Source organism: Pseudomonas gingeri, from assembly GCF_013385635.1.
GTDB lineage: Bacteria > Pseudomonadota > Gammaproteobacteria > Pseudomonadales > Pseudomonadaceae > Aquipseudomonas > Aquipseudomonas gingeri_A.
In genome coordinates, this window is record NZ_JACAPR010000023.1 from 13,597 (window position 1) to 30,268 (window position 16,672).

General features: G+C 62.3%; 13 protein-coding genes. 11 read left to right on the forward strand and 2 right to left on the reverse strand.

The features are described from left to right. Positions 1-101: 101 nt before the first annotated feature. From lptF to pdxJ, 9 genes are all read left to right on the forward strand, one after another. Positions 102-1,220, forward strand: a complete 1,119-nt coding sequence (gene lptF, locus HX851_RS25790) for an LPS export ABC transporter permease LptF (RefSeq protein ID WP_177059126.1) — start codon at positions 102-104, stop codon at positions 1,218-1,220. Next, positions 1,213-2,274, forward strand: coding sequence for an LPS export ABC transporter permease LptG (gene lptG / locus HX851_RS25795; protein WP_177059128.1), 1,062 nt, complete (start codon positions 1,213-1,215; stop codon positions 2,272-2,274). Before lptF ends, lptG begins: the two co-directional genes overlap by 8 nt. Before the next feature lie 170 nt (positions 2,275-2,444). Continuing rightward, positions 2,445-4,244 (forward strand): translation elongation factor 4, encoded by a 1,800-nt coding sequence (gene lepA, locus HX851_RS25800; RefSeq protein WP_177059130.1) that lies wholly within the window; start codon positions 2,445-2,447, stop codon positions 4,242-4,244. Positions 4,245-4,249: 5 nt separating this feature from the next. After that, positions 4,250-5,104, forward strand: a complete 855-nt coding sequence (gene lepB, locus HX851_RS25805) for a signal peptidase I (protein WP_177059132.1) — start codon at positions 4,250-4,252, stop codon at positions 5,102-5,104. Positions 5,105-5,170: 66 nt separating this feature from the next. Beyond that, the gene (locus HX851_RS25810) at positions 5,171-5,548 is read left to right on the forward strand and encodes a DUF4845 domain-containing protein (RefSeq protein ID WP_017124081.1); all 378 of its coding nucleotides are present in this window, start codon (positions 5,171-5,173) and stop codon (positions 5,546-5,548) included. After that, complete coding sequence (gene rnc / locus HX851_RS25815; RefSeq protein ID WP_017124080.1) at positions 5,545-6,234, forward strand: ribonuclease III; 690 nt, start codon at positions 5,545-5,547, stop codon at positions 6,232-6,234. The genes HX851_RS25810 and rnc overlap by 4 nt, the downstream gene beginning before the upstream one ends. Then, a complete protein-coding gene (gene era, locus HX851_RS25820) occupies positions 6,227-7,129 on the forward strand; it encodes a GTPase Era (protein ID WP_177059134.1) in 903 nt (300 codons plus the stop codon). The genes rnc and era overlap by 8 nt, the downstream gene beginning before the upstream one ends. A gap of 211 nt (positions 7,130-7,340) precedes the next feature. Beyond that, positions 7,341-8,030 (forward strand): DNA repair protein RecO, encoded by a 690-nt coding sequence (recO, locus tag HX851_RS25825; RefSeq protein WP_177059136.1) that lies wholly within the window; start codon positions 7,341-7,343, stop codon positions 8,028-8,030. A gap of 51 nt (positions 8,031-8,081) precedes the next feature. Beyond that, positions 8,082-8,828, forward strand: a complete 747-nt coding sequence (gene pdxJ, locus HX851_RS25830) for a pyridoxine 5'-phosphate synthase (RefSeq protein WP_177059138.1) — start codon at positions 8,082-8,084, stop codon at positions 8,826-8,828. 161 nt (positions 8,829-8,989) lie between these two features. On the opposite strand, the gene mltF is transcribed toward pdxJ, so the two are convergent. After that, complete coding sequence (mltF, locus tag HX851_RS25835; RefSeq protein WP_177059140.1) at positions 8,990-10,450, reverse strand: membrane-bound lytic murein transglycosylase MltF; 1,461 nt, start codon at positions 10,448-10,450, stop codon at positions 8,990-8,992. 287 nt (positions 10,451-10,737) lie between these two features. Between mltF and purL the strand changes: the two genes are divergently transcribed. Further along, the gene (gene purL / locus HX851_RS25840) at positions 10,738-14,634 is read left to right on the forward strand and encodes a phosphoribosylformylglycinamidine synthase (protein WP_177066179.1); all 3,897 of its coding nucleotides are present in this window, start codon (positions 10,738-10,740) and stop codon (positions 14,632-14,634) included. 8 nt (positions 14,635-14,642) lie between these two features. Further along, a complete protein-coding gene (locus tag HX851_RS25845; RefSeq protein ID WP_177066178.1) occupies positions 14,643-14,954 on the forward strand; it encodes a YqfO family protein in 312 nt (103 codons plus the stop codon). Between the two features lie 25 nt (positions 14,955-14,979). Here the strand turns inward: HX851_RS25845 and nagE are convergent, their stop codons facing one another. Further along, the gene (nagE, locus tag HX851_RS25850; protein ID WP_177059146.1) at positions 14,980-16,659 is read right to left on the reverse strand and encodes an N-acetylglucosamine-specific PTS transporter subunit IIBC; all 1,680 of its coding nucleotides are present in this window, start codon (positions 16,657-16,659) and stop codon (positions 14,980-14,982) included. Positions 16,660-16,672: the final 13 nt, after the last annotated feature.

Below are 16,672 nucleotides of genomic sequence, written 5' to 3' on the forward strand. Positions count from 1 at the left end.
AGGATAATGCGCCATCTTTTTAGACGGCTCTTGATGAGCTGACTCTATATGCTTGCTTGTTCGGCCGCTTTAGTTAGCCTGACAACCCTGGAGTGTCTGGTTTGATCGTCTTTCGTTATCTGTCTCGCGAAGTCCTGGTTACATTGAGTGCCGTCAGCGCCGTGCTGCTGGTGATCACCATGAGCGGGCGCTTCGTCAAATTCCTCGCCCAGGCCGCTTCGGGCGCGCTGGATCCGGGGGCGCTATTCCTGATCATGGGCTTCCGCCTGCCCGGTTTCCTGCAATTGATCCTGCCATTGGGGTTGTTTCTCGGGATTCTGCTGGCTTATGGCCGGTTGTACCTGGAAAGCGAAATGACCGTGCTGTCGGCCACCGGCATGAGCCAGCAACGCCTGCTCGGCATGACCATGGCGCCGGCCCTTCTGGTAGCCCTGCTGGTGGCCTGGTTGAGCCTGAGCCTGGCGCCCCAGGGGGCCTACCAGTTCCAGCTGGTGCTCAACAAGCAGGACGCCCTGACCGAGTTCGACACCCTGGAGCCGGGGCGCTTCCAGGCGCTGAACGATGGTTCGCGGATCACCTACACCGAAAAACTGTCGGATGACCGCACCCAGCTGGGCGGCGTGTTCATTTCCGAGAAACGTCTCGGCCAGGACAAGAAAGACCGGGGTATTTCGGTGCTGGTCGCCGATCACGGTCGCCTGGAGGTCAAGCCCGACGGCAATCGCTACCTGATTCTCGAGGACGGCTATCGCTATGACGGCAGCCCGGGGCAGGCGGACTATCGCGCGATCAAATATGACACCTACGGCGTGCAGATGGAGAAACCCGAAATCAGTAACGAGGTGACCGACCGCGATGCCCTCGCGACCCGCGACCTGTGGGGGAGCAGCGAGCGCAAGTCGATTGCCGAGCTGCAATGGCGCCTGTCCCTGCCGCTGCTGGTCTTTATCGTCACCCTGATGGCGGTGCCGCTGTCGCGGGTCAATCCGCGCCAGGGTCGCTTCCTCAAGCTGTTGCCAGCAATCCTGCTGTACATGGCGTACCTGACCATGTTGATTTCCGCCCGTGGTTCGCTGGAGAAAGGCCACCTGTCGCCCGTGCTCGGCTTGTGGTGGGTGCATGGACTGTTCCTGGCGATAGGCCTGGGCCTGCTGTATTGGGAACCGTTGCGTTTGAAGCTGGCGAGTCGCCGCGACATGAAGGAGATGGCTCGTGGTTAAGCTCGACCGCTACATTGGCAGTACCGTATTCCTGGCGATCCTGGCGGTGCTCGGGATCATCCTGGGCCTGGCCTCGCTGTTTGCGTTCATCGACGAGATGGGCAATGTCAGCGACACCTACACCTGGGGCGACATCCTCAGCTTCGTCCTGCTGACGGCGCCTCGTCGCGTCTATGACATGTTGCCGATGGCCGGCCTGATCGGTTGCCTGATCGGCCTGGGCAGCCTGGCGAGCAACAGCGAACTGACCATCATGCGCGCGGCCGGCGTGTCCATCGGGCGTATCGTCTGGGCGGTGATGAAGCCGATGCTGGTGCTGATGATCGTCGGTGTGCTGGTCGGCGAATATGTGGCACCGGTCACCGAGAGCCAGGCCCAGGCCAACCGTGCACTGGCCCAGGGGTCGGGCGACGCGCAGAGTTCCAGGCACGGCTTGTGGCACCGCCAGGGCGACGAGTTCATCCATATCAACGCCGTGCAGCCCAATGGCCTGCTCTACGGGGTGACCCGTTATCATTTCGACGACCAGCGGCACCTGCTGTCGTCGAGCTTCGCCAAGCAGGCCCGCTTCGACAAGGATCATTGGAACCTGACGGACGTCACCACCACCTATTTCCGGGGGGACCACACCGAGGTTATCAACAGTCCGCAGGAGCTCTGGGGCGTGTCCCTCAGCCCGAACCTGCTGAGCACCGTGGTGATGGTGCCCGAGGCCCTGTCGATCAGCGGCCTGTGGGGTTATATCCACTATCTGGCGGACCAGGGGCTGGCCAATGGCCGCTACTGGTTGGCGTTCTGGGTCAAGATCCTGCAACCGCTGGTCACCGCCGCGCTCGTGTTGATGGCGATCTCCTTCATCTTCGGCCCGCTGCGTTCGGTGACCCTCGGCCAGCGGGTGTTCACCGGCGTGCTGGTCGGTTTCACCTTCCGTATCGCCCAGGACCTGCTGGGGCCGTCGAGCCTGGTGTTCGGCTTCTCGCCGTTGCTCGCGGTGCTGGTACCGGCGGGGATCTGTGCGATCGCCGGGCTCTGGCTGTTGCGTCGCGCCGGATAAGGGCGGCAAACACGCCGGGCCGGCCCGGAAAAAGGCCCCTGCCGACCAGCAGGGGCTTTTTTGTGCCCGTCGCCTTGCCTGTGAACGTGACGCCCAGGCCGCGCATCAGGTACAATTCCCGGCTATTTTTCGGCGGGCAGTCTGCCTGCAACCTTTTTGAGTGTTGACCCGTGAGTGATTTGAGTCATATCCGCAATTTCTCCATCATCGCCCACATTGACCATGGCAAGTCGACTCTGGCCGATCGCTTCATCCAGATGTGCGGCGGCCTTGCCGAGCGCGAGATGGAAGCGCAGGTGCTGGATTCCATGGACCTCGAGCGCGAGCGCGGGATCACCATCAAGGCCCACAGCGTTACCCTGTACTACAAGGCCAAAGACGGCATCACCTACCAGCTGAACTTCATCGATACCCCGGGCCACGTCGACTTCACCTACGAAGTCAGCCGTTCCCTGGCGGCCTGTGAGGGCGCGCTGCTGGTGGTCGACGCCGGCCAGGGCGTTGAGGCCCAGTCCGTTGCCAACTGCTACACGGCGATCGAGCAGGGCCTGGAAGTCATGCCGGTGCTGAACAAGATCGACCTGCCGCAGGCCGATCCGGAGCGGGTGAAGGAAGAAATCGAGAAGATCATCGGTATCGATGCCACCGACGCCGTCACCTGCAGCGCCAAGACCGGCCTGGGTGTCGACGAGGTGCTCGAACGCCTGGTGCACACCATTCCCGCGCCGACCGGCAATATCGAAGATCCGCTGCAAGCGTTGATCATCGACTCCTGGTTCGATAACTACCTGGGCGTCGTGTCCCTGGTGCGTGTGCGCCACGGCCGCGTGAAGAAGGGCGACAAGATCCTGGTCAAGTCCACCGGCAAGATGCACCTGGTGGACAGCGTCGGCGTGTTCAACCCCAAGCACACCGCCACCGTCGACCTGAAGGCCGGCGAAGTGGGCTTTATCATCGCCGGTATCAAGGACATCCACGGTGCGCCGGTGGGTGACACCCTGACCCTGAGCACCACCCCCGATGTCGACGTGCTGCCGGGCTTCAAACGCATCCAGCCGCAGGTCTACGCCGGTCTGTTCCCGGTCAGTTCCGACGATTTCGAAGATTTCCGCGAAGCCCTGCAAAAGCTCACGCTGAACGACTCCTCGCTGCAGTACACCCCGGAAAGCTCCGACGCCCTGGGCTTCGGTTTCCGTTGCGGGTTCCTCGGCATGTTGCACATGGAGATCATCCAGGAGCGCCTGGAGCGCGAGTACGACCTGGACCTGATCACCACCGCGCCGACGGTAATCTTCGAGCTGTTGCTCAAGAACGGCGAAACCATTTACGTCGACAACCCGTCCAAGCTGCCGGACCTGTCCTCCATCGAAGACATGCGCGAGCCGATCGTGCGGGCCAATATCCTGGTACCGCAGGAGCACCTGGGCAACGTCATTACACTGTGCATCGAGAAGCGTGGCGTCCAGCACGACATGCTGTTCCTCGGTTCGCAGGTGCAAGTGACCTACGACCTGCCGATGAACGAAGTGGTCCTGGACTTCTTCGATCGCCTGAAATCCACCAGTCGTGGCTATGCTTCGCTGGATTATCACTTCGATCGCTACCAGTCGGCTAATCTGGTCAAGCTGGATGTACTGATCAACGGTGAGAAGGTCGACGCCCTGGCGTTGATCGTGCATCGTGACAACGCGCACTACAAAGGGCGTGCGTTGACCGAGAAGATGAAAGAACTGATTCCTCGTCAGATGTTCGACGTTGCCATCCAGGCCGCCATTGGCGGGCAGGTCGTGGCGCGGACAACCGTCAAGGCGCTCAGAAAGAACGTACTGGCCAAATGCTACGGTGGTGACGTTAGCCGTAAGCGCAAGCTGTTGGAAAAGCAGAAGGCCGGTAAGAAACGCATGAAGCAAGTAGGCAACGTGGAAATCCCACAGGAAGCCTTCCTTGCGGTGCTCAGGTTGGATAGTTAGGTCCTATGTCACTAAATTTCCCGCTGTTGCTGGTCATCGCCGTTGCCGTCTGCGGTCTGTTGGCGTTGCTCGATCTGCTCTTTCTGGCGCCACGCCGGCGTGCGGCAATCTCCACCTACCAGGGCAGCGTCTCGCAGCCCGAGGCAGAAGTGGTCGAGAAGCTGAACAAGGAGCCTTTGCTGGTTGAATATGGCAAATCCTTCTTCCCGGTGCTGTTCATCGTGCTGGTACTGCGGTCGTTTCTGGTCGAGCCGTTCCAGATTCCGTCCGGTTCGATGAAACCGACCCTGGATGTCGGTGACTTCATCCTGGTGAACAAGTTTTCCTACGGGATCCGCCTGCCGGTGATCGACAAGAAAGTGATCCAGGTCGGTGATCCGCAGCGCGGCGATGTCATGGTGTTCCGCTACCCGAGCGATCCGAACGTCAACTACATCAAGCGTGTAGTCGGCCTGCCGGGCGATGTGGTGCGCTACACCAGTGACAAGAAGCTGTTCGTCAACGGCGAGTCCGTGGCCGAGCAACTGGTGGGCAACGAGCCGGGCATGCTCGGCAGCGCCGAACTCTACAAAGAGAAGCTGGGCGCCGTCGAACACCTGATCCGCAAGGAGATGGGCCGTTATCGAGCGCCGCCTGACCATGAGTGGAAGGTGCCGGCCGGGCATTACTTCATGATGGGCGACAACCGCGACAACTCCAACGACAGCCGCTACTGGGATGACCCCAATATTCCCAAGGAGCTGCTGGGCATGGTTCCCGACGAGAATATCGTCGGCAAGGCCTTCGCGGTCTGGATGAGCTGGCCTGATCCGAAATTCAGCCACCTGCCGAATTTCTCGCGGGTCGGCCTGATCAAGTAACCCAAGCGGCGCTGTTGAACACAGCGCCGAATGCTTTTCAGGTGCTTGAACACTATGAGAACAACGATGAAATCCGCCGCTTCCCAGAAAGGTCTGTCGTTTTTCGGCTGGTTGCTGGCCCTGGCACTGGTTGCCTTCGTCGCCAGCACGGCATTCAAGTTGATTCCGCATTACCTCGACTACATGTCGATGAAGAAAATCATCATGTCGGTGGAAACCGACAAGGCGGCGGGCGTTACCACCGTCAGCGACTTTTACACCCATGTTGCCCGCGGCATGCAGGTCAACAGTATTCAGGACGTGGATTTGAACAAAGCGTTAAGCGTGACGGTGGAGAACAACCGGTTCCTTGCCCATTTGAAATACGAGCAGCGTGATCCGCTGATCCAGAATATCGATCTGGTGGTCAAGTTCGACCACGAATTCAGCGTGGGTAAACCGTGACTGTGTCCTTGAGCCGTCTCGAGCGCCAGCTCGGCTATACCTTCAAGGACCAGGAACTGATGGTCCTGGCCCTGACTCACCGCAGTTTTGCCGGGCGCAACAACGAGCGCCTGGAGTTTCTCGGTGACGCGATTCTCAACTTCGTCGCCGGCGAGGCGCTGTTCGACCGTTTCCCGCAGGCTCGGGAAGGCCAGTTGTCGCGTTTGCGCGCACGCCTGGTAAAAGGTGAAACACTGGCGGTACTGGCCCGTGGTTTCGAGTTGGGCGACTACCTGCGCCTGGGTTCCGGCGAGTTGAAGAGTGGCGGTTTCCGTCGCGAATCGATCCTGGCCGATGCCCTGGAGGCACTGATCGGCGCGATCTACCTCGACGCCGGCATGGAAATGGCCCGCGAGCGGGTGCTGGCCTGGTTGACCTCGGAGTTCGACAGCCTGACGCTGGTGGACACCAACAAGGACCCCAAGACCCGCCTGCAGGAGTTCCTGCAATCGCGTGCCTGTGAACTGCCGCGCTACGAAGTGGTGGATATCCAGGGTGAGCCGCATTGCCGGACGTTCTTCGTCGAATGCGAAATCACCCTATTGAATGAAAAAAGCCGAGGACAGGGCGTGAGCCGTCGTATTGCCGAACAGGTAGCGGCCGCCGCAGCACTGATTGCCCTGGGCGTGGAGAATGGTAATGACTGATTCAACTGCAACACGCTGCGGCTACGTCGCCATCGTTGGCCGGCCGAACGTGGGCAAATCCACGCTGCTGAACCATATCCTCGGACAAAAACTCGCGATCACTTCGCGCAAGCCCCAGACCACCCGCCACAACATGCTCGGGATCAAGACCGAAGGCGCCATCCAGGCGATCTACGTCGACACGCCGGGCATGCACAAGGGCGGCGAGAAGGCACTGAACCGTTACATGAACAAGACCGCCTCGGCGGCCTTGAAAGACGTCGATGTGGTGATCTTTGTCGTCGACCGTACCCGCTGGACCGAAGAGGACCAGATGGTCCTGGAGCGCATCCAGTACGTCGAAGGCCCGGTGATCGTCGCGCTGAACAAGACCGACCGGATCGAAGACAAGGCCGAGTTGATGCCGCACCTGACCTGGTTGCAGGAACAACTGCCGAACGCGCAGATCGTGCCGATCTCCGCCCAGCAAGGGCACAACCTCGATGCCCTGGAAGGCCTGATCGCCCAGCACCTGCCGGAAAACGAGCATTTCTTCCCGGAAGACCAGATCACTGACCGCAGCAGTCGTTTCCTCGCCGCTGAACTGGTGCGTGAGAAAATCATGCGCCAGCTTGGGGCGGAGCTGCCTTACCAGATCACCGTGGAAATTGAAGAGTTCAAGCAGCAGGGCAAGACCCTGCATATCCATGCGCTGATCCTCGTCGAACGTGACGGCCAGAAGAAGATCATCATTGGTGACAAGGGCGAGCGTATCAAGCGCATCGGCACCGAGGCACGCAAGGACATGGAGTTGCTTTTCGACTCCAAGATCATGCTCAACCTGTGGGTGAAGGTGAAGGGCGGCTGGTCCGACGACGAACGGGCACTGCGCTCGTTGGGTTACGGCGATCTGTAACACGGCACCTTTTGGCTGAACGCGGCCTTGTGGCGAGCGGGCTTGCCCGCGCTGGGCTGCGAAGCGGCCCTGAAACCGGTGAGTTCGGTACGTCAGGTAGACCGAGGTGGCCGGTCTTGCGACTGCTGCGCAGCCGAGCGCGGGCAAGCCCGCTCGCCACAGTAAGTTGGCCCACCTCACGTAGTATTCCTTCAGAGACATTCATACGCCGATGTCCGCTAATCCGCCTCCCGGCCAACCGGCCTACGTCCTGCACTCCCGCGCCTACCGCGAAAGCAGCGCGCTGGTGGATTTCATCACGCCACAAGGCCGGCTGCGCGCCGTACTACGTAGTGCGCGGGGCAAGGCCGGGACCCTGGCGCGACCGTTCGTGCCCCTCGAGGTCGAGTTTCGCGGCCGGGGCGAACTGAAGAATGTCGGGCGCATGGAGAGCGCCGGTGTCTCCACCTGGCTCAACGGCGAAGCGCTGTTCAGCGGCCTCTATCTCAATGAGCTGCTGATTCGCCTGCTACCCGCCGAAGACCCGCATCCCGCGGTCTTCGACCACTATGCCGCCACCTTGCTCGCCCTGGCCGAAGGTCGTCCGCTGGAGCCATTGCTGCGCTCGTTCGAGTGGCGACTGCTCGATGACCTCGGCTACGGCTTTGCCCTGGACGTGGATATCCATGGCCAACCCCTGGCGGCTGACGGGATGTACCGCCTGCAGGTGGATGCCGGCCTGGAGCGGGTCTACCTGTTGCAACCCGGCCTGTTCCAGGGCACCGAACTGCTGGCCATGGCCGAAGCCGACTGGGCCGCGGTCGGTGCCCTGTCGGCGGCCAAACGTCTGATGCGCCAGGCGCTGGCGGTGCATCTGGGGGGCAAACCGCTGGTCAGTCGCGAGTTGTTTCGAAAGCCCTGAGCTCCCCGTGTATGCTGTGGGCCGAATCTTCAACTGTTCAGGAGCCTTCCCGTGACCACCAGCACCCGCATTCTTCTCGGCGTGAATATCGACCACGTAGCCACCTTGCGTCAGGCCCGGGGCACGCGTTACCCCGATCCGGTCAAGGCCGCGCTGGACGCTGAAGAGGCGGGGGCCGATGGCATCACCGTGCACCTGCGCGAAGACCGCCGGCATATCCAGGAGCGCGATGTGTTGCTGCTCAAGGATGTACTGCAGACCCGCATGAACTTCGAAATGGGCGTGACCGAAGAGATGATGGCATTTGCCGAGCGTATTCGTCCGGCACATATCTGCCTGGTCCCGGAAACCCGTCAGGAACTGACCACTGAAGGCGGTCTGGACGTGGCCGGCCAGGAAGCGCGGATCAAGGCGGCGGTGGAGCGCTTGAGCAGGATCGGCAGCGAAGTGTCGCTGTTCATCGATGCCGACGAGCGGCAGATCGCGGCGTCCAAGCGGGTCGGCGCCCCGGCGATCGAGTTGCACACCGGGCGTTACGCCGATGCCGAGACTCCGGCCGAAGTGGCCGAGGAGCTCAAGCGAATCGCCGATGGCGTGGCCTTTGGTGTGTCCCAGGGGCTGATCGTCAATGCCGGGCACGGCCTGCATTACCACAACGTCGAGGCGGTGGCGGCGATCCCGGGGATCAACGAGTTGAACATCGGCCACGCGCTGGTGGCCCATGCGTTGTTTGTCGGCTTCAAGGCGGCGGTGGTGGAAATGAAAGAACTGATTCTGGCGGCTGCGCCTAAGGCCTGACTGCCGGATATATCAGATCGTGGCGCAACCTGGGGTGTTGTTGCGTCTGTTCCGGCCTCTTCGCGGGCAAGCCCGCTCCCACAGTTTGACCGCATATCTCCTGTGGGAGCGGGCTTGCCCGCGAAGAGGGCCGCGAGAGCGCTACAGATAGTGAGCTCTGGTTATAGCTGCGGCGGCTGCTCGGTCGGCTTGGTCTTGTCCACGCCCGGCACGTGCAGGTTGCTTTCCGCGACCTGGCTGCCTTCCAACTGCGGCTGGGTCACCCAGGTCAGGATGTCGTAGTAGCGGCGGATGTTGGCGACGAAGTGCACCGGCTCGCCGCCGCGGGCGTAGCCGTAGCGGGTCTTGCTGTACCACTGCTTCTGCGCCAGACGCGGTAGCATCTTCTTCACGTCCAGCCACTTGTTCGGGTTCAGGCCTTCGTTCTCGGCCAGCTTGCGGGCGTCATCGAGGTGGCCGCTGCCGACGTTGTAGGCGGCCAGTGCGAACCAGGTGCGATCCGGCTCCTCGATTTTCTCGTCGAGCTGGTCCTTCATGTAGGCCAGGTACTTGGCGCCGCCACTGATGCTCTGCCTCGCATCCAGGCGGTTGGACACGCCCATCGCCTGGGCGGTGCTCTGGGTCAGCATCATCAGCCCGCGCACACCGGTCTTGGAGGTGACGCTCGGTTGCCACAGCGATTCCTGGTAGCCGATGGCCGCGAGCAGGCGCCAGTCGACCTTTTCTTCCTTGGCCGAGGCCTGGAAGTGCTTCTCGTATTTGGGCAGGCGCTGCTGCAGGTGCTGGGCGAAGGTATAGGCGCCGACATAGCCGAGGACATCGACGTGCCCGTAATAACGATCCTTCAGGCGTTGCAGGGTGCCGTTCTTCTGCACCTTGTCGAGGTAGGCGTTGATCTCGTTGAGCAGGCTGTTGTCTTCCCCGGGGGCCACCGCCCAGCGCTGGTTGCGGGCGTCGCCGAGGTCGAAGGCGACCCGCACGTTGGGGAAGTAGACCTGGTTCATTGCCACTTCGTTGGAGTCCACCAGGGTCAGGTCGATCTGGCCCTCGTCGACCATGCGCAGCAGGTCAACCACTTCGACAGCGTCGGATTCTTCGTATTCTATTGCGGGATTCTGCTTTTTCAGCTCGGCCAGCTGTTCCGCGTGGGTGCTGCCTTTCAATACCGTGATGCGTTTGCCCACCAGATCCGCTGGAGTGGTGGGGCGGGACTGGCCGTTACGGTAGATGACCTGCGGGGTGACTTCCAGGTAAGGGTGGGAAAAGCGCGCCTGTAGCTTGCGCTGATCGCTGCCCACCAGGCCGGCTGCCGCCAGGACCGGGCCGTTGGGCTTGCCCAGTTGATTGAACAGGTCATCGAGGTTGTCGGCGGTTTCGATCTCGAGCTTGACCCCCAGGTCATCGGCGAAGCGCTTGACCAGTTCATACTCGAAGCCGGTTTCGCCGTTGCGATCCTGGAAGTAGGTGGCCGGACTGTTGCGGGTGATCACGCGCAGTACGCCATCCTCCTTTACGCGCTCGAGGGTGCTGGGTTTTTCAACACAGGCACCGAGCATCAGGAAGAGTCCGGTTGCGATGAGCCACTTGGCGCAGCGCGGGCGGAAAGCAGTTTGGGAAAACATTTGCGCAGTATACGCAAAGGACCTCGACCGCCATATCTCGACAGATGAGTGCCGGTCTGCTAGTCAAACCCGGATAACGCTGGAGGCCTCAGGAATGGGGCCCGGCGCCAGGCAAACGGAGCAAAAATAACCGTTCCGGACGCCCTTGATGTCTATTAATAATAAGCAGGGACACCCGGACCGACGTCTGGCGCACGGCAAGCGTGCCGTTTCGGGTGCCGTCGCGGGCGGTTTAGGCTAGAATGCACGGCCTCAAAGCACACCCCCTTCCCGAGGCTGTCCCGAAGATGTTGATCCTGCGCGGTGCTCCTGCCCTTTCCGCCTTTCGCCACAGCAAACTACTCGAGCAACTGAGCCAGAAAGTTCCGGCTGTCAGTGGCTTGTATGCTGAGTTCGCCCATTTCGCCGAAGTCACCGGCGTTCTGACCGGCGATGAACAGCAAGTGCTGGCCCGTCTTCTGAAATACGGCCCGAGCGTGCCGGTTCAGGAGCCTACCGGTCGTCTGTTCCTGGTGTTGCCGCGTTTCGGCACCATTTCGCCCTGGTCGAGCAAGGCCAGCGACATCGCTCGCAACTGCGGCCTGGGGAAAATCCAGCGTCTGGAGCGTGGCATCGCGTTCTACGTGGCCGGCCAGTTCAGCGACGCCGAAGCCGAACTGATCAGCGCCAGCCTGCATGACCGCATGACCCAGATCGTTCTGGCCAACCTGGAACAGGCCGCCGGCCTGTTCAGCCATGCCGAACCGAAGCCGCTGACCGCCGTGGATATCCTCGGTGGCGGTCGCGCCGCGCTGGAAAAAGCCAACGTCGAGCTGGGCCTGGCCCTGGCCGAAGACGAAATCGATTACCTGGTGAATGCCTTCATCGGTCTCAAGCGCAACCCGCATGACATCGAACTGATGATGTTCGCCCAGGCCAACTCCGAGCACTGCCGCCACAAGATCTTCAACGCCAGTTGGGATATCGACGGCGAGAGCCAGGAAAAGAGCCTGTTCGGCATGATCAAGAACACCTACGTGATGCACAGCGAAGGTGTCCTGTCGGCCTACAAGGACAACGCCTCGGTGATCGTCGGCAATGTCGCCGGTCGCTTCTTCCCGGATCCCGAGACCCGCCAGTACGGCGCGGTGCAGGAGCCGGTGCACATCCTGATGAAAGTCGAGACCCACAACCACCCGACCGCGATCGCCCCGTTCCCGGGCGCCTCGACCGGTTCCGGTGGCGAGATCCGCGACGAAGGTGCAACCGGGCGCGGCGCCAAGCCGAAGGCCGGCCTCACCGGTTTCACCGTGTCCAACCTGCAGATCCCCGGCTTCGAGCAACCCTGGGAAGTGCCCTACGGCAAGCCCGAGCGCATCGTCACCGCGCTGGACATCATGATCGAAGGCCCGCTGGGCGGCGCCGCGTTCAACAACGAATTCGGTCGTCCGGCCCTGACCGGCTACTTCCGTACCTTCGAACAGTCCATCACCACCCCGCGTGGCGATGAAGTGCGCGGCTACCACAAGCCGATCATGCTGGCCGGCGGCATGGGTAACATCCGTGCCGAACACGTGCAGAAGGGCGAAATCACCGTCGGTTCCAAGCTGATCGTGCTTGGCGGCCCGGCGATGCTCATCGGCCTCGGCGGCGGTGCGGCATCCTCGATGGCCACCGGCACCAGCTCGGCGGACCTGGACTTCGCTTCGGTACAGCGCGAAAACCCGGAAATGGAACGCCGCTGCCAGGAAGTGATCGACCGCTGCTGGCAGCTGGGCGACAAGAACCCGATCAGCTTTATCCATGACGTCGGCGCGGGCGGCCTGTCCAACGCTTTCCCGGAACTGGTCAACGACGGCGACCGCGGTGGCCGTTTCGAACTGCGCAATATCCCCAACGACGAGCCGGGCATGGCCCCGCACGAAATCTGGAGCAACGAATCCCAGGAACGCTACGTCCTGGCGGTCGATGCGGCGGACTTCGAGCGCTTCAAGGCGATCTGCGAACGCGAGCGTTGCCCGTTCGCGGTGGTCGGCGAGGCCACCGCCGAACCGCAACTGACCGTGACCGACAGCCACTTCGGCAACAGCCCGGTGGACATGCCCCTCGAAGTGCTGCTGGGCAAGGCCCCGCGCATGCACCGTTCGGCCGTTCGCGAAACCGAGCTGGGCGATGATTTCGATCCGGGCAGCCTGGCGATCGCCGACTGCATCGAGCGTGTCCTGCATCACCCGGCCGTGGCGAGCAAGAGCTTCCTGATCACCATCGGCGACCGCACCATCACCGGCCTCGTTGCCCGCGACCAGATGGTCGGTCCGTGGCAGGTCCCGGTGGCTGACGTCGCCGTTACCGCCACCAGCTTTGACGTCTACACCGGCGAAGCCATGGCCATGGGCGAGCGTACGCCGCTGGCCCTGCTGAACGCCCCGGCGTCCGGCCGCATGGCGATCGGCGAGACCCTGACCAACCTGTCGGCCTCGCGCATCGGCAAGATCTCCGACATCAAGCTGTCGGCCAACTGGATGTCGGCTGCCGGCCATCCGGGTGAAGATGCCCGCCTGTACGACACCGTGAAAGCGGTCGGCATGGAGCTGTGCCCGGAACTGGGCATCACCATTCCGGTGGGCAAGGACTCGATGTCCATGGCCACTCGCTGGAAGGACGAAGGCGTCGACAAGAGCGTGACCTCGCCGTTGTCGCTGATCGTCACCGGTTTCGCGCCGGTGACCGATATCCGCAAGACCCTGACCCCTGAACTGCGCATGGACAAGGGCGTTACCGACCTGATCCTGATCGACCTGGGACGTGGCCAGAACCGCATGGGCGCATCGATTCTCGCCCAGGTGCACGGCAAGCTCGGCAAGCATGCGCCGGACGTCGATGACGCGGAAGACCTCAAGGCCTTCTTCGCGGTGATCCAGGGCCTCAATGCCGACGGTCACCTGCTGGCCTATCACGACCGCTCCGATGGTGGCCTGCTGGTCAGCACCGTGGAGATGGCCTTCGCCGGCCACTGCGGCCTGAGCCTGAACCTCGACGGCGTGGCGGAAACCGCCGCCGATATCGCCGCGATCCTGTTCAACGAAGAGTTGGGCGCGGTGATCCAGGTGCGCCAGGACTCCACGCCGGACGTGCTGGCGCAGTTCAGCGCCGCGGGCCTGGGTGACTGCGTGTCGGTGATCGGCCAGCCGCTGAACAACGGCGAAGTCAGCATCACCTTCAACGGCGACACCGTGTTCACCGGCGAGCGTCGCCTGCTGCAACGCCAGTGGGCGGAAACCAGCTACCGGATCCAGCGCCTGCGCGACAACGCCAACTGTGCCGACCAGGAATTCGACGTCCTGCTGGACGAAGGCAACCCTGGCCTGAGCTACAAGACCAGCTTCGATGTGAACCAGGACATCGCCGCACCATACATCAAGAAAGGCATTCGTCCCCAGGTCGCGGTTCTGCGCGAGCAGGGCGTCAATGGCCAGGTGGAAATGGCGGCGGCGTTCGACCGTGCCGGCTTCAATGCCATCGACGTGCACATGAGCGATATCCTCGCCGGTCGTGTCGACCTGAACGAGTTCAAGGGCCTGGTCGCCTGTGGCGGCTTCTCCTACGGCGACGTGCTCGGCGCCGGCGAAGGCTGGGCCAAGTCGGCCCTGTTCAACGCCCGTGCCCGTGATGCCTTCCAGGGCTTCTTCGAGCGCAACGACAGCTTCACCCTCGGCGTGTGCAACGGTTGCCAGATGATGTCCAACCTGCACGAACTGATTCCGGGCAGCGAGTTCTGGCCGCACTTCGTACGCAACCGTTCCGAGCAGTTCGAAGCGCGCGTGGCGATGGTGCAGATCCAGGAGTCGAACTCGATCTTCCTGCAGGGCATGGCCGGTTCGCGCATGCCGATCGCCATCGCCCACGGCGAGGGTTATGCCGAGTTCGAAAGCGAAGAAGCCCTGCTGCAAGCCGACCTGTCGGGTTGCGTGGCCATGCGCTTTGTCGACAACCATGGCAAGGTCACCGAAACCTACCCGGCCAACCCGAACGGTTCGCCGCGCGGGATCACCGGGCTGACCAGCCGTGACGGTCGCGTCATGATCATGATGCCGCACCCTGAGCGGGTGTTCCGTGCCGTGCAGAACTCCTGGCGCTCGGAAGACTGGAACGAAGACGCGCCATGGCTGCGCATGTTCCGTAACGCTCGCGTCTGGGTCGACTGAGTCGCGTCATGTACAAGCTCAGCTTCTTTGTTCCGCCGAGCCATGTGGAGCAGGTCAAGAGCGCCGTATTCGCCGCCGGTGGCGGTCGAATCGGTGCCTATGACCACTGCGCCTGGCAGGTGCTGGGCCAGGGCCAGTTTCGCCCGTTGGACGGCAGCCAGCCGTTCCTCGGGCAAACCGGTGTGGTCGAGCAGGTGGCGGAATGGAAAGTTGAGCTGGTCGTGGAGGATGCCCTGATCGAAGCCGTGGTCATGGCCCTCAAGCACAGCCATCCCTATGAGACGCCAGCCTATGAAGTCTGGCGCCTCGCCGATTTCTGATTCTCCCTCTTCCGATTCCTGTTCCTTATCGTCCCATGGCGTTACTGATGGCCTGGGCACGGTCCCCCACCAGCACATGCCAGACTCCGTCTTCCAACGGACTGATGCCCTGGCAGCCCAGTGCCTTCAGTGCCGTTTCCGATAATCGCCGAACATCCTCGAGCTGCACCCGCAGTCGTGTCTGGGCGACGCACTCCAGTGCCCGTACGTTGGCTTTTCCACCGAGTGCGGCGAGCCATTGCTGCAACTGTTCCGCGCTGATCTCGGTCGAGCCGACGGGCTCCGGCTCGCTTGATGCGATGGCACTCGACCCCGTGGTTGGCAACGCCAGGCGAATCTCATCGGCAATGCTGTCCGCCAGCGGTCCTACCACCACCTGCAGGCTGCCACCATGGCCGGGGCGCACCACGGCCATGGCGCCGAGTATCTTGAGATCGGCATCCACGGCCTTGTCGCGGTCCAGCAGTTCCACCCGCAGCCGGGTGGTGCAGGCCCCGACGGTCACCAGGTTGGCGGCTCCTCCCAGTGCCTGGATGTAGGCCGCGGCCCGCTGGTTTTCGCTGAGCACCCGGGTCGCCGTGGTGCTGACGATGTGCTCGCGTCCCGGCGTCTTCAGGTCGAAGCGGCGGATGCAGAAATCGAACACGAAATAGTAGACCAGTGCATAGGCCAGCCCCACCGGCAGCACCCGCCAGCCGTTGGTGGACTTGCCCCAGCCCAGGGCCATGTCGATGGCGCCGCCGGAGAAGGTGAACCCCAGGTGGATATTCAGCAGATTGGTGATCGCCATCGACAGCCCGGTCAGCAGCGCATGGACTACATAGAGCATCGGCGCGAGGAACATGAAGGCGAATTCGATGGGCTCGGTGACGCCGGTCAGGAACGAGGTCAGGGCCATCGACAGCAGGATCCCGCCCATCAGTTTGCGGCGCTCGGGCAAGGCATTGCGATACATCGCCAGGCAGGCGGCGGGCAGGCCGAAGACCATCACCGGGAACATGCCGGTCATGAACTGCCCGGCTTTCGGGTCGCCGGCGAAATAGCGTGCCAGGTCGCCGGTGACCACGCGACCGGTCTCCGGATCGGTGAAGCTGCCGAAGACGAACCACATCATGTTGTTGAGGATATGGTGCAACCCGGTGACGATCAGCAGGCGGTTGAACACGCCGAAAATGAACGCGCCGATACTGCCGCTTTCGACCATCAACAGGCCGAGGCTGTTGATGCCGCTCTGGATCGGTGGCCAGATCAGGCCGAAGAGCACCCCCAGTCCGACCGCCGAAAAGCCGGTGACGATCGGCACGAAGCGTCGCCCGCCGAAGAAGGCCAGGTATTCCGGCAGCTTGATGTCCTTGAAGCGGTTGTACAGCGCACCACCGAGCAGGCCGCTGATGATCCCCGCGAGCATGCCCATGTTGATGTTGGCATCGAGCACCTTGAGCGTGGAGATCATCACCAGGTAGCCGATGGCACCCGCCAGTCCGGCGGTGCCGTTATTGTCGCGGGCAAAACCGACAGCGATGCCGATGGCGAAGATCAGTGCCAGGTTGGCGAAGATGGTGTTGCCGGCATCGTGGATGATCGCGATGTCCAGCAGGTCGGTATCACCCAGGCGCAGCAGCAGGCCGGCAATCGGCAGGATGGCGATGGGCAGCATCAGGGCACGGCCGAGGCGTTGCAGGCCCTCGATAAACAACTGGTACATGACGACTCTCCTT

Excerpts from the sequence above, each read along its gene's own strand:
- recO (WP_177059136.1), top strand. The coding sequence starts at position 7,341 with ATGTCCGCTAATCCGCCTCCCGGCCAACCGGCCTACGTCCTGCACTCC.
- HX851_RS25810 (WP_017124081.1), top strand. The coding sequence starts at position 5,171 with ATGAAATCCGCCGCTTCCCAGAAAGGTCTGTCGTTTTTCGGCTGGTTG.
- nagE (WP_177059146.1), bottom strand. The coding sequence starts at position 16,659 with ATGTACCAGTTGTTTATCGAGGGCCTGCAACGCCTCGGCCGTGCCCTG.
- HX851_RS25845 (WP_177066178.1), top strand. The coding sequence starts at position 14,643 with ATGTACAAGCTCAGCTTCTTTGTTCCGCCGAGCCATGTGGAGCAGGTC.
- purL (WP_177066179.1), top strand. The coding sequence starts at position 10,738 with ATGTTGATCCTGCGCGGTGCTCCTGCCCTTTCCGCCTTTCGCCACAGC.
- lepB (WP_177059132.1), top strand. The coding sequence starts at position 4,250 with ATGTCACTAAATTTCCCGCTGTTGCTGGTCATCGCCGTTGCCGTCTGC.
- mltF (WP_177059140.1), bottom strand. The coding sequence starts at position 10,450 with ATGTTTTCCCAAACTGCTTTCCGCCCGCGCTGCGCCAAGTGGCTCATC.
- era (WP_177059134.1), top strand. The coding sequence starts at position 6,227 with ATGACTGATTCAACTGCAACACGCTGCGGCTACGTCGCCATCGTTGGC.